Annotated in this window: 19 protein-coding genes; 5 read left to right on the top strand and 14 right to left on the bottom strand. The window is 70.7% G+C overall.

The window, feature by feature from the left end; all coding sequences use genetic code 11:
• Positions 1–44: 44 nt before the first annotated feature.
• Entirely contained in the window at positions 45–1,112 is a 1,068-nt protein-coding gene (locus J2S55_RS28350) for an SDR family NAD(P)-dependent oxidoreductase (RefSeq protein WP_306867115.1), read from the bottom strand.
• A 678-nt stretch (positions 1,113–1,790) separates the two neighbouring features.
• Here J2S55_RS28350 and J2S55_RS28345 point away from each other — a divergent pair.
• Entirely contained in the window at positions 1,791–2,078 is a 288-nt protein-coding gene (locus J2S55_RS28345) for a hypothetical protein (protein WP_306867111.1), read from the top strand.
• A 26-nt stretch (positions 2,079–2,104) separates the two neighbouring features.
• On the opposite strand, the gene J2S55_RS28340 is transcribed toward J2S55_RS28345, so the two are convergent.
• The gene (locus J2S55_RS28340; RefSeq protein WP_306867109.1) at positions 2,105–3,091 is read right to left on the bottom strand and encodes a helix-turn-helix domain-containing protein; all 987 of its coding nucleotides are present in this window, start codon (positions 3,089–3,091) and stop codon (positions 2,105–2,107) included.
• A gap of 118 nt (positions 3,092–3,209) precedes the next feature.
• Entirely contained in the window at positions 3,210–3,680 is a 471-nt protein-coding gene (locus J2S55_RS28335; protein ID WP_306867107.1) for a MarR family winged helix-turn-helix transcriptional regulator, read from the bottom strand.
• A 436-nt stretch (positions 3,681–4,116) separates the two neighbouring features.
• Between J2S55_RS28335 and J2S55_RS28330 the strand changes: the two genes are divergently transcribed.
• A complete protein-coding gene (locus J2S55_RS28330) occupies positions 4,117–4,563 on the top strand; it encodes a MarR family winged helix-turn-helix transcriptional regulator (protein ID WP_306867104.1) in 447 nt (148 codons plus the stop codon).
• A gap of 311 nt (positions 4,564–4,874) precedes the next feature.
• Positions 4,875–6,182 (top strand): chymotrypsin family serine protease, encoded by a 1,308-nt coding sequence (locus J2S55_RS28325; protein WP_306867102.1) that lies wholly within the window; start codon positions 4,875–4,877, stop codon positions 6,180–6,182.
• Positions 6,183–6,359: 177 nt separating this feature from the next.
• On the opposite strand, the gene J2S55_RS28320 is transcribed toward J2S55_RS28325, so the two are convergent.
• From J2S55_RS28320 to J2S55_RS28310, 3 genes are all read right to left on the bottom strand, one after another.
• Positions 6,360–7,346, bottom strand: coding sequence for a YcaO-like family protein (locus tag J2S55_RS28320; RefSeq protein ID WP_306867099.1), 987 nt, complete (start codon positions 7,344–7,346; stop codon positions 6,360–6,362).
• Positions 7,347–7,879: 533 nt separating this feature from the next.
• Positions 7,880–8,605, bottom strand: a complete 726-nt coding sequence (locus J2S55_RS28315; protein WP_306867096.1) for an alpha/beta fold hydrolase — start codon at positions 8,603–8,605, stop codon at positions 7,880–7,882.
• Between the two features lie 89 nt (positions 8,606–8,694).
• Positions 8,695–8,976, bottom strand: a complete 282-nt coding sequence (locus tag J2S55_RS28310) for a phosphopantetheine-binding protein (RefSeq protein ID WP_306867094.1) — start codon at positions 8,974–8,976, stop codon at positions 8,695–8,697.
• 481 nt (positions 8,977–9,457) lie between these two features.
• Between J2S55_RS28310 and J2S55_RS28305 the strand changes: the two genes are divergently transcribed.
• The gene (locus tag J2S55_RS28305; protein ID WP_306867091.1) at positions 9,458–10,234 is read left to right on the top strand and encodes a tryptophan 2,3-dioxygenase; all 777 of its coding nucleotides are present in this window, start codon (positions 9,458–9,460) and stop codon (positions 10,232–10,234) included.
• A gap of 134 nt (positions 10,235–10,368) precedes the next feature.
• Here the strand turns inward: J2S55_RS28305 and J2S55_RS28300 are convergent, their stop codons facing one another.
• Positions 10,369–10,863, bottom strand: a complete 495-nt coding sequence (locus J2S55_RS28300; protein ID WP_306867088.1) for a SigE family RNA polymerase sigma factor — start codon at positions 10,861–10,863, stop codon at positions 10,369–10,371.
• 818 nt (positions 10,864–11,681) lie between these two features.
• On the opposite strand from J2S55_RS28300, the gene J2S55_RS28295 reads away from it, so the two are divergent.
• A complete protein-coding gene (locus tag J2S55_RS28295; protein ID WP_306867085.1) occupies positions 11,682–12,449 on the top strand; it encodes a helix-turn-helix transcriptional regulator in 768 nt (255 codons plus the stop codon).
• Between the two features lie 562 nt (positions 12,450–13,011).
• Here the strand turns inward: J2S55_RS28295 and J2S55_RS28290 are convergent.
• Genes J2S55_RS28290 through J2S55_RS28260 form a run of 7 tightly spaced genes read right to left on the bottom strand, consistent with a single transcriptional unit; the run spans position 13,012 to position 25,160 of the window.
• Entirely contained in the window at positions 13,012–14,454 is a 1,443-nt protein-coding gene (locus J2S55_RS28290; protein WP_306867082.1) for a cytochrome P450, read from the bottom strand.
• A complete protein-coding gene (locus J2S55_RS28285; RefSeq protein WP_306867079.1) occupies positions 14,451–14,990 on the bottom strand; it encodes a flavin reductase family protein in 540 nt (179 codons plus the stop codon). The genes J2S55_RS28290 and J2S55_RS28285 overlap by 4 nt, the downstream gene beginning before the upstream one ends.
• Positions 14,991–15,020: 30 nt before the next feature.
• On the bottom strand, positions 15,021–15,449 hold the full coding sequence (locus J2S55_RS28280) for an acyl-CoA thioesterase (protein ID WP_306867076.1): 429 nt from the start codon (positions 15,447–15,449) through the stop codon (positions 15,021–15,023).
• Positions 15,450–15,452: 3 nt separating this feature from the next.
• The gene (locus tag J2S55_RS28275) at positions 15,453–21,242 is read right to left on the bottom strand and encodes a type I polyketide synthase (protein ID WP_306867073.1); all 5,790 of its coding nucleotides are present in this window, start codon (positions 21,240–21,242) and stop codon (positions 15,453–15,455) included.
• Positions 21,239–22,225: an enediyne biosynthesis protein gene (locus tag J2S55_RS28270; RefSeq protein WP_306867070.1), complete on the bottom strand. Its 987-nt coding sequence runs from the start codon at positions 22,223–22,225 to the stop codon at positions 21,239–21,241. The genes J2S55_RS28275 and J2S55_RS28270 overlap by 4 nt, the downstream gene beginning before the upstream one ends.
• A gap of 2 nt (positions 22,226–22,227) precedes the next feature.
• Positions 22,228–24,201 (bottom strand): CRTAC1 family protein, encoded by a 1,974-nt coding sequence (locus tag J2S55_RS28265; RefSeq protein ID WP_306867067.1) that lies wholly within the window; start codon positions 24,199–24,201, stop codon positions 22,228–22,230.
• A complete protein-coding gene (locus J2S55_RS28260; RefSeq protein WP_306867065.1) occupies positions 24,198–25,160 on the bottom strand; it encodes a DUF1702 family protein in 963 nt (320 codons plus the stop codon). The genes J2S55_RS28265 and J2S55_RS28260 overlap by 4 nt, the downstream gene beginning before the upstream one ends.
• Positions 25,161–25,358: the final 198 nt, after the last annotated feature.

Here is a 25,358-nt window from a genome sequence, read left to right as displayed (position 1 = left end):
TCTGGCCCGCCGGGCGGTCCGCTCGCTCATGGGGGCATCTCCCGTCAATGCGTCGTTACAGATGACAGGCTCGGCCGGCCGGAACCCGCCTGCCGGGCAGACAGGTGGCCGCTTCCGTGCAGCCAGCGCACCGTGTCACCGAAGGTCTCGGTGACGGGCCGTGGGCTGATCCCATGAGTGCTGACGCCCTCGGCCAGGCGCGTGGCGCAGGCGCACGTGTAGATGGCCCCGTATTCGGCTGGGATGTGCCACGGCCAGACGCGCTGCACGAGATCGACGAACAGCCCGACGGGGATCATCGCGTGAGCCGGCAGGAAGACCGCCGGCAGCGCGCGCCCGGTGACCTCGCGCAGCACCTCCACGTACTGCCGGGTGGAGAGGTAGCGGCCCGGCCCGAAGTGGCGCTCCGGCCTGCCTCCCGGTCTGTCCCCCGGCCTGTCTCCCGGCGGGGCGAGCAGCCGGGCGTGCAGCGCCGCGGTGTCCCGCACGTCGCCGACTGGGAACCCGCCCAGCGGCCAGATGGGCGTCAGCCCCCGGAGCACGCTGCGGACGCGGGAGACCTGGTCACCCAGGTTGGGGTCGTGCGGGCCGAGCAGGGCGGGCGGATAAGTGATCACCACCGGGGCTCCCTCGGCCTGGTGCCGGCGGGCGACCACCTCGGCCGCGGCCTTGCTCGCCATGTACGTCTCGCGGGGCCGGCCGACGGGCGAGTCCTCGTCGATCACCCGCCCCCGGGCCGGGAACATCGCCACGATGCTGGAGACATGGATGATCCGGCCCGCGCCCGCCCGCCGCGCGGCGCCGAGCACGATCTCGGTGCCCTGCTCGTTGACCTGCCGCATCCTCGCGTGGAGCCTGCTGTCGAAGGAGTAGACCGACGCCGCGTGCAGAACGGCGTCGGCGCCGCGCACCGCCCGGGCCACGGAGGCCCCGTCGGTGACGTCCCCGGCGACCACGTCGACGGCTCCGGGGGCGACGCCCAGCGGCGACAGCGCGCGCTCCGCCTTCGACGGATCGCGGACGAGCATACGGACGCGGTGGCCCATCTCCACAATCGCCGCAACCGAATGGGCACCGACGAATCCAGTACCGCCGGTCACGCACACCAGCATCAGATCATCTCCTCTAATCCATACCCAGTGAAATGCCCTCGCCTCTCTCCTGTCATCTCCGAGTGTGCTTTCACCCCGCAGCGCGGAACGCCGGCTATCACGGGGCCGTCCGCGGGCCGTTTCCAGGCGGAGGACAACCCGTTCCACGGCCAATGTTCGCCGCCGGGGCGACAATCCGTTCCACCGCCAATGGGCACACCGGAAGGCGCGGACGGAATGAATCGCGGACCGGCTCCTGCGGCCCGGAGGGCCGCCGCAGCCGTGCCCGGCCGCCCCGGGCCGGACCGCGAGCGCGTGGCCGGAGGTGGCCGCCGTCCTGGCCGGCGGCCCTTGTCGGAAGGATTTCACCTGCGGTTTCTCCCTGCCGTCCGGCAGATGTGCGGATGTCCAGCGGCCGGCTGGCAGGAAGCGGCTACGGGCGGGCAGCTTGCTGACCTCGTTCCGCCTGTCCCCCGGCCCGCGGAGCGCGCAGAGTTGGCCGTGCCGGCAAAAGCCGGACAGCCCGATTAAAGGGATTGAGAAATGAAAAGCCCGATCGCCTCCTCACTCTTTTCCAATACCACTGCCAAACTGCCGTCCACGCATTTTTCCGGTATAATTCCATCCGCCGTCGCCGTCGGCGTCCCTTCCATGGCGGCCTCGGCCGGCACCACCCGGGACTAGGCGGAGGCACCAGCCATGTTGGTTGAGCTGACAATGCGGCGGACGGCGGAGGAGCCGTTCAACAATTCACCGGTGGACGGGATCCGGATCCTGGCGCTGCTGCCGGAGAAATGGCGTAAAGACCTCAGGCAGGCCACCGGGGACGTCGTCATCCGGGTCCACACCGACGAGAGGGTGACCAGCGCGCAGATCCGCGCCGAGGTGATCGAGGCTCTCACCGATCCGGCGATCAGCCACTGGGAGCTCGCGGCCTGCCAGACCCTGGCCACCGGCCGTCCCGGGCCCGGGGAGGCCGCCCCCTGACCTCTCCCCCTCCCGGAACGGGACCGTCAGATCCAATTCTCCTCCTTGGCGCGCAGGGCGGCCTGGAAACGGTTGACCGCGCCGAGCCGGGCCATGAGGTCCGCGACATAACGGCGATAGGTCCGGACGGACACGTCGATCTCGCGTGCCGCGATCTCGTCCTTGTCGGCGGTGGCCATCACCGCGAGCACCCGCTTCTCCAGCTCGGAGAGGAGCGGCGCGCCCGTGGAGGGCTCGGTGAAGTCGCGGAAGTCGGTGGCGGCCTGCCACACGCCGTCGAAGTAGGTGACCAGCTGGGAGACCAGGCCGGGCTCCCTCACGAGCAGCGCGCCGCGCGAGCTCTCCTTCGGGTTTATCGGCACGACCGCCACGCTGCGGTCGAAGATGAGCATGCGGTCCATGGGGTCCTCGGTGATGTGGATCTGACCGCCCAGGCTGACGACATCGCGCAGATACGACGCCATCATCGGGTCGTCGAGCGCCTTGGGGTGGTAGACCGCTTTCACCGCCAGTCCGCGGCGCAGGGAGCGGGTGTCCAGCGGCAGCGCCGTCTCGATGGCGCCCTGGGAGAGCGGGCCGCCGGGATGCAGGCACAGCGTCTCCTTGTAGGAGAAGAACCCGAGGTCGTCGAGCCGCTGACGGACCCGGTCGAGGCCCTCCACCCGCTCGATGTCGAGCACCGGCGTCGCGTTCTCCCCGTGCCGCTGGTCCTCCACGAACGACGCGATGGCGTCACGCGCCGCCAGGACGCGGCGGATCTCCATGTTGAGCTGGTCGAGCCGCTGCTCCACGAGGCGCTCGATGCCGATCCTCGGCTCGGTGGCCACCACCCGGTGGCGGTCGGTGAGATCGAGCAGGGAGAGCCTGCCGAGCACCTCGGCCGCGGCCTCGACCGTGTCGGGGTCCATGTTGAGCGCCTGCCGTACCGAGCCGATCCCCTCGCCGCGGTGCCGCAGGAAGTATCGATAGAGCTCCTCGGCCTCGGCCGAAATACCGATGATGGAAATGTCCATGGCTCACCTCCTGGCCATGTACCTCACCCAGGGGGGTGACCGCAGGCTGGTCCACCTTGGCCCGGCACGCAGATATGTATATTTCCAAACTATCAGACCATAGATCGTTTGTAAACCCTCATATAGTGCCGGTCCGGCTCCCGCCGGTCAGCTGCGCGAGGATCCGGTCGAGATGGGCCCGGTCCTCATCCGTCAACCTGCCGATCACGCGGTCGTGGACCTCGGCGGTCACCGGATGGAGCACCTCCACCAGGAGCGCACGCCCGGAGTCGGTCAGTTCGATCGAATAGGCCCGGCGGTCGGTCAGGTCGCGGCTGCGCACGACCAGCCCGCGCTGCTCCAGGACGTCGATGATGTGCACCATCGTCGACCGGTCGACGGCGAGCCGCCGCCCGATCTCCTGCTGCGACAGCGGCCCGGCCGCCTCCAGCACGCTGAGCACCCCGTAGTCGCGCCAGCGGAGGTCGGCCCCCTTCAGCGCCTCCTCCAGCTCCAGCGTGACCTCGCGCGCCGCGCCGTTGAGCAGCCAGCCGGTGGACTCGGCCAGCAGCCGTGCGGCCGGCACGGGCGCGCCCCGGTCTCCACCCATAGCTCCACCCCTTTCCAGCGGATCGGCCGTCAGCCTTCCTGCCCGTCGGCCTCCTCTGACGGATCCACTCCGAGCACGATCTCACGGACCTCATCCCATGTGGTGCCGGCGTCAGGGCCGACCTGGCCTGCGGACATGGAGTCTCCTCACCCGGGATGGCCGCGGGTCCCCAGGCGGACCCTCCACCACCCTTCACGCATTAATCAGCTTCACAGATCCTCAGCAATCCTGTCAATCAGTAGTACTGATGATTTGAATCCAGCTGTTGCGCTGCACATGTCGGCGTGTGACACTCTTGCCCTATAGCGTGTGACAGTCTTGCCATATATGAGCGTGCTTGATATGGGCACTTTTGCGCATTATGGAACGTGTGGCCGCTGAAGGGACGTATGTGAGCACTGATTCTCCGAATACGGATCTTCCCCTGCCGGATCTCATGTCCAGCTCCACCAGCCTGCTCGTGAGCAAGGCCAATGATCTTTTCGTCGAGATCTTCGAGTCGGCGGTGGAACCCTTCGGGCTGCGGTCGAAGGACTTCATCGTGCTCACGGCCATCGACTCCATGGGGCCCCAGTCCCAGCAGCAGCTCGCCCGCACCCACGGCATCGACCGGACCACCATGGTCAGCGTCGTCGACGGCCTGGAGCGGCTCGGCCTCGTCCAGCGGGCGCGCAACCCGGACGACCGGCGCAAATACGCGATCGCCCTGACCAGCGAGGGGCAGGCGCTCCTGCGCCACGATCTCGCCCCCACCATGACGAACGCCCTCGACACCTTCCTGGCGCCGCTCACCCCCGACGAGCGCGAGCTGTTCAACAAGCTCCTGTGGCGCCTGGTGCACGAACGCGGCCCGGTGGGATCCAGCGGAGCCGCCGCCTCCTAGGGAGCCGGAGCGGACGACCCGCCGCGGGCGCCGAGTCCATCCAGGGTCACCCGGTACGGCCGGCCCGCCCCGCGCCGTGCCCCACCCGGCGGAGCGCCGACGCACCGGCCGCCGCACGGAGGCTTCCACCGCCGTTTCAACGAGTGATCACGGAATGGGCCACGCCTTGGGCGCGGAGCCGGAATCCCAGCACAGAAATGTCTGACTGCATCGATTTGCCGCCTCTGAAAGCCCTGTCAAGACATTGATTACGCCGTAAACACATGGAATACCGGATGCATCCCCGTAATTAAGGCACGGAGGAGCATCCGGTGAAAATCCCCCCGATCACCTCAAAAGCCCCACGATCCACCGGCCGTCTGGCGGTGGCGCTGGGAGTCGCCCTCGCCATGGTCGCGATGGGCGCCGCCCAGGCCACGGCGGCCCCCGTCCCCGTCCCCGCTCCCGCCCTCACCCCCGTTCCCGTCAGGGACGCCGGCACCCGGGCCGTCGAGCCGGCCGGCAGGGTCCCGGGCGGTTTCGCCTCCTGGAAGGACCTGCTGGCCACCCAGGAGAAGCTGGTCAAGGCCGCCGACCGCGTCACCACCGCCGTCAGGACACAGGACGGCACCGGGTTCGCCGGCATCATCGCGGCGCCGGAGAACCGCGAACTGCGCGTCTACTGGAAGGGAGACATCCCCGAGCGCGTCAGCGCCCTGGTCGGCCGGCTGCGCCGGGACGTCCCGGTCAGCGTCCTGCCCGCGGCCCACTCGGCCCGCGAGCTGGAGAGCGAGACGGACCGCCTCGTCCGCGCCTCCGGCGGCGCGATCACCTCGATCGCGCCGAACGCCGACGGCTCGGGCCTGACGGTCTCGGGCGCCGACTACGGCCTGACCCGCTCGAAGGTCGCCGACTCGGCGGTGCCGGTCACCGTGGAGGCCGGCGTCACGCCGGCCCCGGCCAGCCGCTGGGACGACGCCGCGCCCTGGCTGGGCGGCGCGGCCTGGCGCAACACCGGCACCGGCCGCGGCTGCTCGACGGGCTTCGCCGTCACCGCCGGCGGGACGAGCTGGATGCTGTCGGCGGCCCACTGCGGCAGCGTCGGGCAGACGGCCACCGACCCGACCGGCCAGGTGATCGGCCCGATCACCCATGCCAACACCAGCCGCGACGTGATGCTGATCCGCGCCGGCACCGCCGGCCGCGTCTACAACAACAACCCCGGCACCGTATCGCCGGAGTTCAGCAACCCGGTCGCCGGCACCTCCGCCTCCTACGTGGGCATGTGGCTCTGCACCTCCGGCGCCTACTCGGGCACCATCTGCCTCTGCCAGGTGAAGATGACCAACGTCACGATCTACCTTGCCGAGAGCGTGCTCTACGGCCTGGCCCTCCTCGAGAACTCGACGCGCAAGAACGTCGCCGGCCAGGGCGACAGCGGCGGCCCGGTGGAGACCCCCGAACCGTCCAGCACCACCCGGCAGTCCGCGGTGGGGGTCATCTCCCTCATCGACACCAGCGCTCAGGTGCCCTGCACCGGCTACGTCGTCAACGGCCGTATCTGCTCCTGGCGGCTGTACTACTCGCCGTGGAGCAACGCGACCGCCGCCTTCCCCGGAATCGCCGTCGTGACCGGCTGACGGACGATCGAGCGAGCGGCCGGGCGGTCACGGCCGGCCTCATGGACGGGCCGGCCTCATGGACGGAGGGGCGCCCGGCGGGCGCCCCTCCGTCCGGTGGATGTCGCGGCCCGGCATCGCCGCCGCCCCCGCCCGTCACCGCCTCAGCCATCGCCGCCTCGCCCGATGGGACGGCTTTCAAGGGACCGGGCACGGAAGCGTGGTGCCCGGCGGGACCGTCCGGTAGCAGGCGGCGCCCGGGCACACGACCTTCACCGGAGTGCCGGGCTCCCCCAGGCCGACGACGACCGGCTCGTGCCCGAACCGCCGGCAGGCGATGTCGATCCAGCCGAGCGCCCCGTCCGGCGTGTCGGGGCCGTCGAGCGCCGACGGGTCCGCGTCGACGGCGGAGCGCTCCAGGTAGGCCAGGTAGTCGGCCTCGCGATGCCACACCGTGATGCGGCGCAGCGAGTCGGCCACGGGAAGGGTGTCCCACGGCTGCGCGCGCGCCGCCATCGCCCGCAGGAACGCCCTGCTGACCGCCTCCTCCATCGAGCGCGCCGCGGCGGTGGCTATCGTGGTCCCGTCTCCGCTGACGCCCACGACCGCGATCTGGAAATCGGGGCCGGGCAGCACGAACGCCGGCACCCACAGCCCGAGCGCGGAGGCCGCCTCCGCGGCACCCGCCGGGATCAACCTCCCGAGGTGCTCGGAGACCCTCAGGAGCGGCATCCGCGGGCTCGCCCACCAGCGGGTGAACACGTCATGGGCGAGGAGGTCGGCGATCCCGCCGGAGACGCCGTCTGCGGGGTCGTCCACCACGCCGACGACGGTGGGCTCGACCCGGCAGTCCCGCTCGCCCATCCACACGACCTCGGCCGGCAGGAGATAGCGCTCCCGGCTCAGCAGGCCGGTCCCGGCGACGCGTGACCGGTTGTCGGGCGGCGGTTCCGGCATGAAGTCGGCCAGGCACAGCTGCCTGCCGTCGTCACCGGCGCAGGGCTCCGCCTCGCCGTCCGGGATCCGGTAGAGGAGGTCCATGGCGGCGGCCCGCGCCTCCGCCCGCGCCCGCGCGGCGTCCGGGGAGAAGCCCGCCGCGACGGTGACGACTCCGGACGCCGGACGCCGCGCGTACGCGAGGTGGACTTCCCCGCCAAGACACTCGGCGACCCCCTCCGTCGGCACCGGCGACCACGACGCTCCTGAGATCGCCGGCCGAGAGCTTCCAGGTGTGGGCGCCATCAGTCCCTCCTCGCCACGCGTGCCGGGCCCCGGAGGGTCCATGGTGAAGCCCTCCGACCCGCGGCCGATCACCGCCGCCCGAAGGGTCTTGCCATTAGCGAGGGCCACGGTCCGAGCTCACCCGGCACCGGCGCCCAATTCGTGTCGCGGATCGCACAAGTGCCGACACAAGACCAATACAACATGCCTCACGCAGGGGCCGTCAACGCAAAAGGAGCCATCCAGCAACCTGGAAGAAAAAGGGGGCCGTCAAGGGTCGAATATCACCTTTTGCAGCGCCGTAAAATAGCTGTCCGGCCTGGTCGGACGGCAGTTGATCGGAAACCTAAAATAACATGGAAAGGGTCCGCGGATAAGCCGTTCCGTAATTTAGGTAAACAACTGTCCGGCCTGTCCGGCAATTCGCTTTCCGTGGAACGGCCGGGCGCGGCGGCCGCCGGCCCCCAGGCCCGTGCGCCGGGGCGGCGCACCGGCGCTCAGCGGCGCTGGGCGGCGATGCCGGTCAGGAGCGCGACGAGCGGATCGGGGGCCGAGATCATCGGCCAGTGGCCGGTGTCGAGGGTGTGGAAGGTCCAGTTCGGCGCGGCGCGCATGGCCGAGACGTCGGCGGAGACCCGGCCGCCGAAGTGCTCCATGGCGCACACGACGTATGTGGCCCGCTGGTGTGCCAGCGGGCGGGTCAGGACGGCCGGCTCGGCTATCGTGCGCCCCGGGTGGCCCACGAAGCGCTCGGCGAGCCACTGCGCCTGCCGCGGGGAGAGGTCCTGGCCGTCGGCCACGATCGCGGAGTCAGGCGCCGGCCAGCGGCCGTGGTTGTCGGCGATCAGCCGGAGCTCCTCGGCACGCTGGCGCTCCGGAAATGCGTGGAGCATCGATCTGCCGTCATGGGGCAGGAACGCCTCGACGAAGACGGTGTGCGCGACCCGGTCGGGCGCCCGGTCGGCGACCTGGCCCGCCACGATGCCCGAGTAGCTGTGTCCCACGACGATGACGTCGCCCAGTTCCTCCGTCTCCAGGACCGACAGCACGTCGTCGACATGGGTCTGCAGACCGACGGCGGAGACGTCCGTGTCGGGAGCGGCCAGTCCCGACAGCGTGATCGGACGGACGTGATGGCCGCGCCTGCGCAGGCCGCAGGTCACCGGCTCCCAGCCCCACGCCCCCGTCCACAGGCCGGGGAGCAGCACGAAACGGCCCTTCACGGAAGGTCACCCCCCTCCTCGACCGTCGGGGCGTCCACCGGAGGTCATCCTCCGGGAGCCGCTCCGCCGGTCACCCGCCGGAGGTCGCCCTACCGGTCACCCACCACCGGGGGGAGCTGCGCCCTCGCCATGACGTGGTGCACGAAGGAGTCCATGCTGGGGTGCTCGTACAGCTCGCCGACCTCGACCCGGACGCCGAGGGCGTTCTCGACGCGGGCGACGATCCGGAGCGCGGTGATCGCCCTGCCTCCCAGCTCGAAGAACGTGGCGTCCGCCTCGTCCTCGGAGATGTCGAGCACGCTCTTCCAGATCTCCTCGACCTGCCTGCCCGCGGCCGGCGGCCTCAGGTCCGGTACGGCGTCACCGCCCATGGGGACACCGCCCGCCCCGGTGTGCGACCGGTGCCGCCGGGGCTCCCGGAGGGCCGTCCAGCAAGGTCATGCGCATCCGCCCACCTCCCTATCGGGCCACCAGGGCCGGCGCCAAGCGTATCCACCGGACCGGGACCCGGCATCTTCCACATTGCCGGATTTCTGGCGGCGCGACCACAAGCGGGCGGCCATGATTCCCCGCTGCTCGGGAAAGGCCGGGGAAGGGCTCCGCGGAAAGGCCGGGGAGCTGCGGCGCGACGGTTTTCCCGGCGGCGCCGACCGCGGCGATCCGGACCGCGTCGGGTCCCGGCCGTGGAGATTCTCCCGGCACCGGCCCGGACCGGCTGTTTCTTCCAGATTGCTAATTCCGCCGGCATCTCCACGATTCCTTTCTGGCGGATGCCGCGCACCGTAGCCTGACGCTGTTGAATGACAGCGAATTTATCCGTTGTCCCTCCCTTTTACGAAGGTTGATGGAGCCGTGATCGTCGACCGCTCACCTGTGCTGACCTACTCCTCGTACCTGGCACTGAACGAGATCCTGACGGCCCAGCGGCCGCGCTCGACCGAGCACGACGAGATGCTGTTCATCGTCGCCCACCAGGCGCACGAACTCTGGTTCAAGCAACTGCTGTACGAGTTCGCCGGCCTGCAGCGCCATCTGGCCGTCGGTGACACCGCGCACGCGCTGCGCACCCTGCGCCGGTCGCTGGGCATCCTGAAGGCGGCGATCTGCCAGATCGACGTCATGGAGACCATCACCCCGCTCCGGTTCACCGGCTGCCGGGGCGATCTCGGCGCCGCCGACGGCTTCCAGTCGGCGCAGTTCCGCGAGGTCGAGGCGGTGCTGGGCAGGCGCGACCACCAGGCGCACCACTCCTACCCGGAGGGCAGCGGTGAGCGCCACCAGGTCGAGACGGCGATGAACCGGCCGTCCATCTTCGACTCCTTCCTCGGCTACCTCACGGCCCAGGGTTACCAGGTGCCGCATGAGCTGCTGTATCGGGACGTGTCGCTGCCACCGGCGCCGTCGGCCGAACTGCGGGCCGTGCTGCTGCGGGTCTACCGCGACGACGACGTGACGGCGCAGATCTGTGAGGGGCTGGTGGACCTCGATCAGCGCGCCCAGGAATGGCGCTACCGGCACGGGAAGACAGTGGAGCGGATCATGGGCGACAGCTCCGACGCCGTCCGCCCGCACCCGACCTCGTTCACCCCGATATTCCCCGACCTGTGGACCGTGCGGAGCCAGGTGTGACTCGGCCGGTCACGGAGCTACCCGGGCCGTAGCGGGCGCCGGTACGGCACGCACGCCGCCCGGGAACCGCCCCCGTCCCGCCTTTCCGGCCTCCGTACGGCCCCGCCGGACCTCCGCGCGACCGCCTGCCCGGCTCACTCGGCCCGGAGCGCCGAGCGGAGGGCGGTCAGCGCTCGGGCGGTCTGGCTGCGCACCGTCGAGCACACGCTGCCCATCACCCGCGCGGTCTCCTCGACACTGCGGTCCTCCCAGTAACGGAGCACGACCGCCGCCCGCTGCCGGGCCCCGAGCCCGGCCAGCGCGTCCATCAGGACCATCCGGTCCCCCACGAGCGCATATGGGTCGAGCGCCGGAGCGGGCTCGGGCGGCGTCTCCCGGAGCGTCTCGCGCGACCACCGGTGCGACCGGCGGTCACTGATGATCATCCGGATCATGATCGTGCGGGCGTAGCCGTCGATCCTGTCGCGCCGTTCAAGGGTCTCCCAGCGCCCGTGAATGGCGATCAGAGCCCGCTGGACGAGATCGTCCGCCTCGTACCAGTCGGACGAGAGCAGGAAGGCCGTCCGTCGCAGCGCCGGCCTCGTCTCCCTGACATAGCGCGAGAACTCGTCCTCGCGAGCCTCGGCCATCCCCACACCCCATCACAACGGACCGACCCCACCCCCGGCGTGAAGTCCTCGGAGAAACGCTCGACGACAGCTCGACGGCATCGAACCGGCGCCGTCACAATTTACCGGGCACTCCGCCGGGGACAACCCCTATTCATACCCCTGATACCCCTATTAGGACCGGGAGAACCCCAGGAAGCGCGCAATTCGATTCCCCCGGCGAGGGCGTACGAATACGCTCTCGACGTGAGTGGTGTGGAGACGGAAATCGGAAGGTTGCCGACGACGGGCAACCTCCGTATCGCCTCTGCGGAAAATTCCCGCGGCACCCGTACGGATGATCGGGCGCCCTTCGGAAACCTGCGCCTCACCCCGACTCCCACCCCACCTGACCAGGTAAGCGGTCCCCGCGCGCACGGCCGTAGGGCGGCATGTCGGCATGCCGGCCGTACCCCGGCCGCACATATCGATTCATCACGTGCAACGGCCGGAAAACAGCCGGGCACGCTCATGGCGCGTTTACGCGCATTGCGTAGTCGTTCGACTACCCCAACATATTTTCGAAAGATCTTCACTCCGGTGCAGCGTTCCGTGCGCTCCGCCGCGTGTAATAACCGGACAGGCCGATAGCCGTCGCCGGCGTAAAGCCGGCCGATTTCATCGAGCAGCAACAGGCGGCAGCGGCCGGGGACACTCGAAAACATTTCCGCAGGCATGTGGATAAATGTTCCGGCCGGGCGCCCGCAAGGCGCGCACAGGCCGTGACCATCCGTTCAATTTTCCGCCCCATGTCAATTCAAGGTCAATCAGGATGACACCTTCAATACCCGGGAGGAGTAATGAACGACGTAATCGAGCAAGCCGTCATGCGAGTCGTCGACAGCATGCACGATAACTTAGGTGATCAGATCACCATCGACGACATGGCTCGCACCGCGATGTTCAGCAAGTTTCATTTCTCCCGTGTCTTCCAACGGGTCACCGGCCTGTCGCCCGGCAGGTTCCTGTCGGCGGTACGGCTCCGCGAGGCCAAGCGGCTCCTCGCCTCCACCTCGCTGACCGTCACCGACATCAGCCATCGGGTGGGCTACTCCAGCGTCGGCACCTTCAGCTCACGGTTCACCAGCAGCGTGGGGGTCTCTCCGACCAAATACCGCCAGTTCGAGAGCGTCACGCCGCAGCTCCTCATCGAGGAACGCCCCGCCCTCGGGGGGACCGCGACCATGACGGTCCGCGGTGACATCTCGTCCCCGCTGACGGACCGGCCGGTCTTCGCCGGGCTGTTCCCCGACCGCATCCTTGAGGGCCGGCCGGTCAGATACACGGTTCTCCACCGGCCCGGGCCGTACGTGCTGGAGGACGTCCCCGAGGGACAGTGGCACCTGATCGCGCAGTCCGTCGCCGCCGGCAGCGAGAACGCCACCAACTACCCGCCCGACGGGGACGAGGCGCTGTGCATCGGGCGTCACGGGCCGATCACGGTAGAGCCCGGCGCGGACACCGCGCTCGCCGACGTCCAGCTCAGGCCGATGCACGCCCTCGACCCGCCGGTGCTGCTCGCGCTGCGCGACCTGCTGGCCGTGGCCGCCGTCCGGCAGGCGAGCTGACCCACCGTCCCCTCACCCGCATCGCGCCGGCGCCGGTGCGGGAGGACCGGGACACCGCCCGGCGGCCCGCACACGGGAACAGGCCGCCGCCCGGGACGGGCCGAACACGGGGAACAGGCCGGCACACGGGGACGGGCCGGCAGACCGGGGAACGGGGCTGAACACGGGGAACAGGCCGGCGCGGGAGGAGCGGGCCGCCATACGGGAAACAGGCCGGCAGGCGGGGACGGGACCGGCAGACAGGAAACAGGCCGGCACACGGGGACGGGCCGCCATACGGGAAACAGGGCGGCACACGGGGACGGGGCCGAACACGGGAAACAGACCGCCGCGCGGGGGACGGGGATGCCGCCCCGGGGCTCCGGCCACGGGGCGAGCGGGGGCGGAGGGGATGACGACGGCAGGCCGCTGAGGGGACGTCCCGGCCGGGCCCTCCCTCAGCCCGTCACCAGGACCTCCCCCCACCACTCACCAGGCCCTCCCCGCACTCTCACCGGGCCCTCTCGTCACCGCCCGCGTACCGCGGCGCCCACGTGCTCCGAGGCGCCGCGGCGGGCGGATCTCACGCCCCGGCCTGCCGGGAGCCGGCCCGGGGCCGCGTGGCCCGGGAGCCGGCCGCGGGGTGCACGGTCATCGGCAGCCCGCCGCGCACCCGGAGGGACAGCATCGGCTCGGCGACCACCTTGTAGCCGGGCACCTTGGCCAGGCGGAGGTCGCGGGCGACCATGGCGATCACGAACGTGGCCTCCATCATGCCCAGGTGGTTGCCGACGCAGAACCGGGGCCCGGCGCCGAAGGGGATGTAGGCGTACCGGGGCCGGCCCGTGGGACGGTCCGGGTCGAAGCGGTCCGGGTCGAAGCGGTCCGGCGCGTCCCAGAAGGCGGGGTGCCGGTGCAGCGTGTACGGGCTGATCAGGACGTCGGAACCGGCCGGCACGCGGTAGCCGCCGACCTCGTCGTCCCCCTGGGCCTCCCGCGGCAGCATCCAGACCGGCGGGTAGAGGCGCATGACCTCTTCCACCACCATCGCGGTGTACTTCAACCGGTGGAGGTCCTCGTAGACCGGCAGCCGGTCACCGAGCACCTCCACCGCCTCGGCGTGCAGCCGCTCCCGGACCTCCGGGTGCCGGTCGACGAGGTAGAAGGTCCACGACAGCGTGCTGGCCGTCGTCTCGTGCCCGGCGAGCAGCAGCGTGACCAGCTCATCGCGCATCCGCTGGCGGCCGACCCGGGGGTCGGCCTCCTGCCGGGTCGAGGCGATCAGTCGGGACACGACGTCGTCGCCCCCGTCGCCGGACCGCGCGAGGCGGTCGGCGACGAGATGGTCGACGATGCGCTGCAGCTCGGCGCGGGCGCGGCGGAAACGCAGCTGCTTGGGCAGGGGCACCCACATCGGCACCTTGCCCAGCGTGACCAGCTCGAACATCGCCTGGTCCTGGACCGCCTCGAAGGAGTGCCCGATCTCGCTGAAGGCACCGAGGTCGGCGTCGAGCAGGGTTCGGCCGAGCACGCCGAGGCTGAGCGAGGTCATCTCCTGGACCACGTCGACCGGCTGCCCGCCGGTGTGGGACCGGAGCCGGTCCACCAGGGCCGCCGCCTCCGCGGCGATGACCCCGGCCTGCTGGGAGATCCGCTTGTTCTGGAAGACCGGCTGGATCATCCGGCGCTGCTTGCGCCACAGCTCGCCCTCGCTGGTCAGCAGCCCCTCACCGATGGCCCGCCGCGCCTGGACCAGGCCGACTCCCTTGTGGTAATTGCCGCTGTTGTCGGCCAGCACGTGCTTGGCGTGGTCGGGATGGTTGAAGAAGTAGAGGGTCTTGGGCCCGATGGACAGCCGGGCCGCGTCGCCGTACGTCGCGGCGAGCGACATCATGCCGAGCCGGTCCGTCGCCAGTTTCTTGAACAGGCTCGGCCCCGCCCACCACGGCGGTCCGGGCGGCACCCGGCGGGTGCCGGGGGACGTTCCCCCCGGCACCGCCTCGGCGTGTCGTCCTCCGGAGGTCATGCCGTCACCTCGCTCCAGTCCGGGGTGATCTGGCGGAACTTCCCGTTGAAGACCAGCAGCCCGTCCCGGCCCGGCTGCTGGTCCATGGACAGCACCTTCCCTATGAAGATGGTGTGGTCACCGCCGTCGTAGGTGCGCCACAGCTCGCATTCGAAGCGGGCGAGGGCGCCCTCCATCAGCGGCACACCGGTGAGCTCCCCAGGCAGGCAGCCGACGTTGTCGAACTGGGCGGCGCCCAGGGTCCGCCAGCGGTCGGCGAAGTGCCGGGCCTCAGCCTCCTGGTGGTCGGCCAGCACGCTCACTCCGAAGAACTCCGTGCTGGTGAGACACCGGTGCATGACCGCGTTGCGGTCGACGCAGACCAGCACGAGCGGCGGGTCGAGCGAGACCGAGGTGAAGGAGTTCGCGGTCATGGCGTGCGGGATGGGGCCGCCTGTCGTGACCACGGTGACACCGGTGGCGAACGTCCCGAACGCCCGCCGCAGTGCCTTCGCGTCTGCCGCCTCGCGGGACGACGTGGTGTTGTCGACTGTCACGCTGACCTCCTGGCCTGTCTGGATCCGCGCCTACGACGCGTACGGTTCGAGCGCCCGGGCCAGCGGCTCAGGGACTCTGGCGGGGGCCGTGCGGGTGTTCGGCCCTCTCATGCACGCCACGCGCTGCCGTCCGCGGGCGACGAGCGTCTCCCGCTCGCCGGCGTCGAGCCGGACGTAGTCGAAGCTGAACTCGATCTGGGTCTGCGCCAGGTCGACCAGGCGCATCCTGATGGAGAGCTCGTCGAAGGCCGTGATCTCGGCGAAGAACTCGCAGTCGACCTTCAGCGTGAAGAGCTTCAGGTCGTCCTGCAGGTCCGCGAGCACCTCCGGCGCCCGCTGCTTGAGGAACATCTCCCGGCACCGTCCCTGCCAGCGCAGGTAGTTGACGTAGTAGACGTTGCCGACGATGTTGGTCTCTTCGAAACCGACCGTGTGCAGGTATTCGTAGTACTTGCTCATGGCCTACGACCGCCCTTCGGTGAGGACTGCGAACACGACTGGGGCCTGGGCGTCCCGCAGGCTCGTGACGAGCGTCGCGATCCGCAGGGCGCCTGAGGTGAAGACCACCCAGGCGTCCCGCTGCGCCGGGGCCAGGGTGAGGGGGGCGTCCGCCGGGAGGCCGGCCTTCCGCAGACATCCGGCGGCGGCCAGGACGCGCGTCCCCGCGGTGTCGAGGCTCTCGCCCGTCTCCGCGGCGACCGGCTCGACGATGAGGGCGTACTCGCCGAGCAGTTCCTTCCACACCGTCGCCGACCGCTCGGTCACCCCTTCGACCTCGCAGCCCACCGTGCCGGCGGCCGCGACGCCCAGGGTCACCCCGGCCCCGTGGGAGGCCGAGATCGCCCGGTCTCCGTCGATCTCCGGCTGCCCGTCCGGCCGGTAGCGGACCTCGACCTGGTGACCGAGCGCCCGTCCCACGGCCACGGCCGTCCGGGTACGGTGCTCACCGTCGCCTTCCGGGACGTCCGGACGGCCGGGTTCCACGGCGACCGCGACCCGGGCGCCGACCAGGTCCTCCAGCGTCCGCTCCAGGTAGGAGCCGAGCAGCGGGGTCACCCACGGCCCGCGCCCGTCCTTCTTGCGCACCGCCTGCAGGCGCAGGCCCTCCCACCGCTCGACGACCTCGCCGGCGGCGGTGCGCACGGCGATGTCGTAGATGTAGGTGTCGCCGTCGCGCTGCCGTTCGGTGGCGCAGTAGCGCAGCTCGCCCGCCTCGGCCAGCGCGGCACCGCCGGGGTGCACCCGCTCGATCCCGGTCGGCAGCAGCGTGGCGTCGGGCACGCAGACCTGGTTGCCGTGCATCAGCGCGTCGCGCATGCCCGGGTCGCCGAGCAGCAGCTCGCCCGGGAGGAATCCGGCGAACCAGTCCCCCGCCTCCACCGCCGCCACGTCGGCGTCGACGTGCCGGGCGGCAGCCCGGTGGTAACGGCGCAGGCGCTGGAAGCGCGTGCCCTGGAACAGCACGTCCCCGTACATCTCGCTGTCCGGGTCCAGCGGCACCAGCGGCAGCCCGGCGCCGACCTGGTCCGGCGGCCCGTCGGGCGCGCCGTCACCGGTGAAGCGCAGCCGCGCCCGGAAGTGCTCGACGTCGAAGCCGGTCTCCGCGCTGCGGATGGCCACCTCCACCGTCTGGTCGCCGGTGACGGTCGCGGCGATGCGGACCGTCGTGCTGCCGTTCGGCGGCACGATGATGGGCCGCATGAACTCCGCCTGCTCGATCACCGGCACCGTCTCCCAGCCGGTGGCGGCGGTGGCCACCTGTGCCATGGCCTCCATGCCGAACACGGCCGGGAAGAGAAGGTTGCCGTCGAGGAGGTGGTCGGCGAGGTAGAGGTCGGTCCCGGCGTTCATCTCGATCTCGGTGACGAGCTCGACGCCGTGGTAGCGGATCAGCGGCCTGTCGACGAACCGCAGCAGCGGCAGCGACGGCAGGTCGTAGCGGACGGTGTCGATGCCCTCGGTACGCCCGCTGATCACCACGACGGTGGGCGCTTCGGGGTCGGCCACCAGCCGCCGCATGATCTCCACACCCTGCTCCGGGGAGATCGGCGTGATGCCCTTGCGGGCCAGGCCGTCGACGACCGACAGCCGCTCGCCCATGCCGACCTCGGACCAGACCGACCACTCCATGCAGATGCTGCGGCACTGCGGGTGGCGCGCGGCGACCTCGCCGGTGAGGTCGGCCAGCCATTCGTTGGCGGTGGCGTAGTGCGCCTCGCCGTGCAGCCCGGCGCGGCCGATGATGCTGCCGAAGGACACCAGCAGGCGCAGCCGGCCAGGTTCGACGGCGGCCAGCACGTTGCGCAGGCCGCCGACCTTGGGGGCGAAGGTCCGCCGGAAGGCGGCCATGTCGAGGCTCGCCAGCCCGCCGGGCTCGTTGCGGCCGGCACCGTGCAGCACCGCGGTGACGGGCCCGAGGGCCGCCTCCACCTCGGCGACCGCGCGGCGCACCTGGTCGGCGTCGGTGACGTCGGCCCGGGCGTAGCGCACGGTCACGCCGGAGTCCGTCATCCGCCGGAGGTTGTCGGCCAGCTCCTGGTCGTCGGCCGGGTCCGAACGTCCCAGCACGGCCAGCTTGGCGCCGCTGTCGACGGCCACCGCCAGCGCGCACTCGGCGGTGATGCCCTTGCCTCCGCCGGTCACCAGCAGCACGTCGGTCCCGTCGAGCGGCTGCTCGGTGCGGGCCGGCCGTACCGGCATGGCGCGCATCGTCGGCACCCGCCGCACGCCGTCGGCGTCGTAGTGGACCTCGGCGTAGCTCGTGGTCGCCGCCACCTCGGCCGCCACCCGGCCGACCGTCTCGGCGACCGCCGGCGCGTGGACGATGGTGACGCGCAGGTGGGGGGCCTCCAGCTGGAGCGTCTTGGCCAGGCCCGCCGCGCCGCGGCCGTGCTGGAGGAGGACGAACCGGCTGTCCTGCGCGCCCCGGATGGCCGCCTTGGCGCCCAGCAGCGCCTGCTCCAGGTGCTTTTCGGCGCAGTCCTGCGGCAGGCACACGAGCACGCCGGAGCCGACCTTCTCCCGTTCGAGCGCCAGGCGCAGCGGCTCGGCGAGCAGGGACTGCTCGGCCCCGAACACCTGCCACTGCCCGCTCTCCTCGGGCGTGGTGCGCGCCGGCAGCGGCACCTCGTCGAGGTCGACGGCGAACGGCCGGGCCCACGGCGCCGCGCCCGCCACCAGCTTGGCGGGGGCGGAGTCGGCCGCCTGGGCGTTCTGCGCCAGCGTGTCGAGCGCGGCGGCCAGCTCGCGCAGGCTGGCGGTGGCCAGGTTCGTCGGCGCCTGCGCGGCGGGCACGCCCAGCCGCTGGGTCGCCTGGTCGATGATGTGCATCACCGTGACCGAGCTCAGGTGCAGCTCGTCGAGGGGGTGGCTGTCCTCGCTGACCATCTCCAGCGGCAGCTCGGCGCGCTCGGCCGCCAGGCGGCGGAGCAGGTCGACGCTCGACTCGCCGGGCTGTCCCTCCGACTGCGCCGGCGCGGTGCCGACGGCCGGCGGGATCTCCTCGACCTTGCGGGCGCCGCCGCGGATGTGGATCTGCGGAGCCTGCTCGACCGGGCTGGCGAAGAACTTGAACTCGGCGCCGACCTCCAGCGGCCGGACCAGCCGGCCCTGGAAGAGCTCCTCGTGGATGATCGGGACTCCGGTGACGTAGGCCGCGCCGGCCACCCGGAGCAGCCCGGTCAGCGACTCGTCGTCGGTGTCCAGCGCGACCGCCGGGACGTCCGTCACGTCCGCGGCCAGCCCGCTGAGCACCCGGCCGGGCCCGACCTCGACGAACAGGTCGATCTCCTTGGCCGCCGCCTCCACCGCCTGGGTGAACAGCACGGGGTCGGTGATCTGCCTGCGCAGCAGCGCCGGGACGTCGGTGTCCGGCGGCAGCGTCTGCCCGGTGACGGTGGAGACGACCGGCCGCTCGATCCGGCCGAACTCCTCGCCGGCGAGGTGCGCGCCGAAGGCCTCGGCCGCCGGCGCCACCAGCGGCGAGTGGAAGGCGTGCGACACCGACAGGCGGGTCCACCTCAGGCCGGCGGCGGCGGCCCTGCTCCCAAGGGTCTCGACCGCGTCGACGGGTCCGGCGACGACGGTCTGGTTCGGCCCGTTGTACCCGGCGATCACGACGGGCAGGTCGTCTATCAGCTCGGTCACCGCGTCCGGCGTCGCGCGGACGCCGGCCATGGTGCCCGAGGCGCTGTGCTCGGTCATGGCCTCGCCGCGGACGGCCGCCACGCGCAGCAGGGCCTCCTCGTCCAGCGCGCCGGCCCACTGCAGCGCCGAGATCTCGCCCAGGCTGTGGCCGACCGCGATGTCCGCCTCCACGCCGAGGGCGGACAGGGCCCGCAGGCCGGCCATGGAGCCGGTGACGATACGCGGCTGGGCGACCGCGGTCGCCACCATGTCGCCGTCGGTGGGCAGCGCCGCCTCGGCGTAGATCTCCTCGACCTCGGCGAAGCGCCGTCGCAGCGCGCCGCCGCTGGTGCCGCGGCCCGATCCCTGGCCGGGGAAGAGGTAGCCGACCCGGCCCGGCCCGTCCGCGTGGCCGAGGAAGGCCCGGCCGTCCGGTGTGAACAGGCCGGTCTCGCCCGCGTCGAGGGCCTCGATCACGCGCCGCAGCTGCTTCTCGGCGTCCTCGGGCGAGGAGACGACCACCGCGGCCCGGTGGGGCAGGTCGCGCAGGTCGCGCTGGAGCGTGGCCGCCAGGTCGGAGAGCTGGGCGTAGGACACCTGCGGCACGAAGTCGGCCAGCCGCGTGAGCCGCTCGCGCAGCTCCTGCGGTGAGGCCGCGTCGGCCAGTAGCAGCTCGGCGTCCTGCAGCGACGAGGCCAGCATCCGGGTACGGCTGGGCAGCGGCACGCGCCGCCGCGGGCCGGTCTTCTCCAGCACGACGTGGGTGTTGATGCCGCCGAAGCCCATGGCCGTGACGCCGGCGCGCACCGGGGCGCCGGCCGGCCAGGGCTCCGCCTTGCGCAGCACCCGCAGGGACGCCGACTCGTCGGTCAGGACCTGGTGGGGGTCGACGCAGCCGATGGTCGGCGGCAGCACCTGCTCGTGCACCGCCATCGTGGCCTTGATCAGACCGGCCACCCCGGCCGCCGCCTTGGCGTGCCCGATCATTCCCTTGATCGAGCTGACCGCCGCGGGCGAGGCCCCGGGGGCGGCGGCGGACCTGGCCCCCGACAGCGCGGTGAGCTCCGTCATGTCGCCGACCGCCGTACCGGTGCCGTGGCCCTCGAACAGCTCCACGGTCTCGATGCCGAACCCGGCCCGCTCGTAGGCCCGCCGCAGCGCCAGCTGGTAGCCGCTGACCTCGGGCCTGGTCATGCCGCCCTTGCCGTCGGAGGAGATCCCCCACCCGGCGATGGTGGCGTAGATCCGGCGCCGCGCCTCCAGGGCGTCGGCCTCGCGCATCAGCACGATCATCCCGCAGCCCTCGCCCGGCCAGAAGCCGTTGGAGTGGCGGTCGTAGAGCCGGAACTCGCCCTTGGCCAGGGCGCCGGTCTTGGCGAAGCCCACGATCTCGAACGGGTCGATGGACAGGTCGACCCCGCCGGCGATCGCGACGTCGACGTCGCCGTCGATGAGCGCCTTCGCCGCGGTCACCACCGACAGCAGCGACGACGAGCACGCGCCGTCGACGGTGTAGCCGCCGCCGTTGAGGTCGAAGTGGTTGCAGATCCGCCCGGCGATCGTGTTGGACAGGCCACCGGCCAGGGTGTCCTCGTCGATGCCGGGGAACGGGCTCTTGTAGGTGGCCTCGAAGTCGTCGAGGAAGGCGGCCAGCCGGTCGTCGTCCCAGCCCTGCTCCTTGAGCGAGGCGGCCAGTGTGCGGCGCACGTACGGCCAGCGCAGGCGCATCACGTTGGCCCTGGTGAACTCGCCGGTGAGGGTGTTGCCCACGACCACGCTGGTGCGCTCGCGGGGCAGGCCCTCGCCCATCGGGAAGCCGGCGTCGGCCAGCGCCTGGCCCGCCATGTCGAGCGCGAGCCAGTGGGTGAGGTCGGTCGAGCGGTAGGTGCTGCCGGCGATCTTGTAGGCGATGCGGTCGAACTCGTAGCCTTCGATGACGGCGGCGTTGCGCGCGTAGAAGCGGTCCGGGGTGGCCGGATCGGCGTCCCAGTAGTCTTCCAGTCGCATGCGCACGTCGGGCAGTCGGCGGAAGGCTCGGCGACCGGCGAGAGCGTTCTCCCACAGCTCTCTCGGCGATGTGGCGTCCGGGTAGCGGCACGCCATGCCGACGATCGCGATCCTGCTCATACGGCCGCGACCTCCTTTCCATCGGCCGCGGAACCGGCGACGGCTGGGGCGGGCGCCTCGGCGGCGGCGAGCGCCTCCGCCTTGGCCTGCTCACGGGCCTTGTCGACGATGTACAGGGACCACAGGAACCCGCCGCGGATGAGGCAGACGATGGCGGTGGCGAAGAAGATCCCGTAAGGGATGTTCATGCCGGTGAGGATGCCGTACATCAGGGCCACTCCCCCGCCGAAGGCGACCTGCGAGAGCGGCTTGGACGGGCTCGTGCCCGGGTCCGTGATCATGTAGTTGCTGAAGAGGACGAACGCCACCCCGGTCATCATGGCCAGCCCGCCGAGGACGGAGACGTCCAGGAAGAGGCTGCGGACGACGGCCTGCAGGGCGAAGACGCTCAGCCAGGAGACGATCAGCCACATCCGGTTGGTGAGCTTGGCGTTGAGCATGGTGCCGAAGAAGATGATGACGCCCGGGACGATCCAGTCGATCGGGTTGCTGACCTGCTCGGTGAAGTGGTACGGCGGCGCGATGCTGGCCCACGGGAAGAGCACCAGGATGATCGCGATGCCGAAGTTGGAGGGGTTCATGAAGTGCCGCAGGCGGCCCCGCACCGGTGCCCGGAGCACCCACTTCGTGCCGACCGCGACGATGACCCCGAACATCATCACCAGGATCTGGTCGTTGACGTAGATGAGCATGTTCATCGCGAGGCTGGTGATGTGGGCCGGCAGGAGGAACTCCGCGAGCCCGCGGAAGCCGTTGCCGAGGAAGCGCGGCGCGCGCTGCTCGGACCTGGCCCCGAGGATCTCCAGCCCGATCTCCACGACGTAGCCGGTGGCCAGGGCGACCAGCGGCCACAGCCAGGGCTGCTCGAACCCGAGGACCGTGTAACCGAGGATGTTGAAGACCGAAATCGAGATGGCGAACCTGCGCAGAGCCGTGATGACCTTCGGGTCATGACGGGGCGGGTTGGTGGTTTTCTCGGCCATCGTCACTTCTCCTTGGCCTGGGATCCGAGCTGGAGCGAGTGCCAGCCCGTGCTCAGCTGAAGGGTCTGCTCGTGGATCTGTCCGGCCCTGTCGCGCCAGCACAGGCTCACCTGCACCGGTCCGGTCACGTTCTGGCCCAGACCGATGTGCACCTCGTGGCTGCGCCGGCCGGAGTGGCCGCTGCCGCCGTCGACCCGCCCGACGAACTTGCGCCCGTCGGAGGTGGTCACCGTCACCTGCGCGCCGATCACGGCCGAGCCGAGGGCGGGGAGCGTCCCGTCGGCCGGGGTCGTGCCGGCCGGGCTCTCGTGGGTCAGCCGCAGTCCGAGGAAGGCACCGGCCGAGGGGCTCTCGTTGCGGTAGAACACCGGCTCGTCCCACTGCCGGGCGATGGCCATGTCGACGCGGCCGTCGCCGTCGGCGTCACCGGTGGCGATGCCGCGGGTGGGCACCGGGATGGCCAGGCCGAGCTCCTTGGCGATGTTGGCGTACCGGCCGTCCTCGGTCTTGGCGAAGAAGGCGAAGGTCTGGTGTCCGCCGACGTCGTCACCGGCCCGGACCTTCGGCCATGAGTGCGGGTTGCGCAGGACGCCGTCGTTGGCGGTCGCCAGCTCCTGCAGCACCGGCCAGCGGTTGACGTCGCCCTTGACGAACCCGGTGGCCTGGGCGATCTCCGGGGCACCGCTGTTGGCGAAGTCGTCGATCTTGACGTCCCAGCCCCAGCCCGACCAGGCGGTGGACGCCTGGGCGCTGCGGTCCTCCCACGGCGCCTCGCCCTTGGCGAGCTTCGCGCGCAGGTCGGCCTTGTCCTTGGCCGTGGACATGAACTGGAAGTTGCTCTCCTCGATGCCGAAGGAGGTGGTGATGTTGCTGACGAACATGTCGTAGATGCCGTCACCGTTGAGGTCGCCGAAGTCGAGGCCCATGCCCTTGAAGGAGTCGTGGCCGAGCACCTTGGACTTGGGGATCAGCGGCGTGCGCACACCCTCCACCAGCGAGAACTTGATCTGACCCGGCTTGGAGCGGTTGTACAGCAGCCGGTCGGGGCCGAAGTCGTTGGCCAGGTACAGCTCGGGCAGCATGTCGCCGTCGAGGTCCGCCGAGCCGGCTCCGAGCTCCCAGCCCTTCGAGACGTTGGTGGGCAGGACGTTGTCCAGCTTCTGGAAGGAGGCCGACGGCTGCGCGCCCGAGGTGGCCCCGGTCCAGCGGAAGAAGTAGTCCTCACCGCCGTTGAGCCCGCGGGACATCGAGTCGTTCATCTCCACGCCGCCGTTGACCTTGTCATTGAGGACCGGGCTGTGCGGGAAGTAGTTGCCGATGAAGATGTCGTCGTGCCCGTCACCGTCGAAGTCGGCGAAGGTGGCCGTGTTGGTGTTCCACAGCGGCCCGGTGTATTTGGCCCCTCCGACGCCCGGCACCAGCTCGGTGGGCAGGTAGGTGCCGGCGGTGAGGCCCTTGGCGTCGGCCTTCGCCAGGTAGACGATCGGCGTGCGGCCCCACAGGTAGACGAGCAGGTCGGTCCGGCCGTCCTCGTTGAAGTCGCCGGGCAGGCACCCCATGGGGGCCATGGCGTCGTTCATGGGCAGGGTGCCGGGGTTCAGCGCGAACGGCGCGTACCTGGCGGGCTGCCCGCCGGGGGCGGGGGTGACCACGACCTGGTCGATCCGGGGGTCGGTGATGCACAGGTCGTTGGCCAGGCCGTCCCCGTCGAGGTCGTTCATCGCGATCCCGGCCCCGACCGAGGAGATCCACGCGTCGATGTGCGTGTATCTCTGGTTCACCGCGCGGATCGTCTTCTGGGAGAATCCGCCCGGCATCGCGATGTTCATCGGCTTGAACGCGTACTTGCTCGCGATGTCCGCCTTCTCGTCCGCTGACGATGTGGGCGGGTGGCTCACGATGAACGCACCCGTCATCAGCACGAGGGCGACGATTCCGGGTAGCTGCTTCCGCAGCCAGCCAGTTGTCGTGGTCACGGACTAACACCTCCAAGAGATACGAATTCACCGGCGATGCGCTGCCGCCACACCTCATAGGCCGGCAGCTCACCCGGTACCGCCCCGTGGGGCCGGGTCTCATGACAGATCTGCGCCGCCTGCTCCGGCGTCGTGCCGCAGAACACCTGCGTCGCGACATGGTTGTGCGGCACCAGCAGCCCGGCCCGGCATCGGGCCTCGGCCGCGAACGCGCTGCCCTGCGCGAGCAGGGGACGGTACTCTCCGGCCTGCTGCCAGAACCGCTGCAGCTCGCCCTCGTGGGCGCCGCCCGCGTAGGTGGCGGCCAGCCCCGCGCCGCCGTACAGGTCGGGGCGCCGCGACTCGGGAAACTTCTCGATCATCGAGGTGACCAGGTCGCCGTCGGTCCCGCCGACGAACCACAGGGCCCGCCCGATGCCCTGGTCGATGGCCCGGCCGGCGTAGGCCCGGCCGGCGGCCGGCCACGGGAAGTCCGTGTCCTGGTGCTGCCCGTTCACGTACTTCTCGGTGTGGAAGTACGCCTGGTGGAAGCCGTAGCCGTCGTGCGCCAGCCAGAGCAGCAGCGGGTCGAGCGTGTCACTCTTCGGCCACAGGAACCGCGGCAGCCGCGCCATCGCCCAGCCGACCCCGACGTAGATCATGTAGATGTGGTCGTTGCCGCGTCCGGCCAGGAACTCGGCGAGCTTGCCCCCGCCTCCGCCGCCGACCGGCATCGCGTCGAGGATCGTGAAGGCCATGCCGGCGCCCTCGTAGGCGAAGCCCCGGAACCGCTCGGGGAGCTCCTCCAGCCGTTCCTCCGCTTCGGCGGGCGAGCGGGCCTCGGCCGCGTAGGCGTAGCCGGTGAGAAACATTTCACCGACGGTCTCCAGCATTTCCCGGGCCTCCGGGCTTTTCACATGGAAACCACGTGTCGCAAGCTTGGTCTCTGATACATTAGGCGTCAGAATACGCCGTCTCAATGACCGCAGAATACTGGTCAATTACCTCTCCCGCCCCTCGTAGGGTTGCCCTTCTCACGGGATTGTCCTTAGGTAAATCTAGCCATGTGGACCACCCTCGGGGCTACTTCAAACGTGCCCACCGGAGAGGTAGAATATTTTTTTGGGCACGATTCAATTAGCATTCTGCGGCACAACGGAATCCGTCCGGTCCGGACA

Source organism: Streptosporangium brasiliense (genome assembly GCF_030811595.1).
GTDB lineage: Bacteria > Actinomycetota > Actinomycetes > Streptosporangiales > Streptosporangiaceae > Streptosporangium > Streptosporangium brasiliense.
Note: the sequence above shows the minus strand (reverse complement) of the source record. Positions and strands in the feature narration are given on the sequence as shown.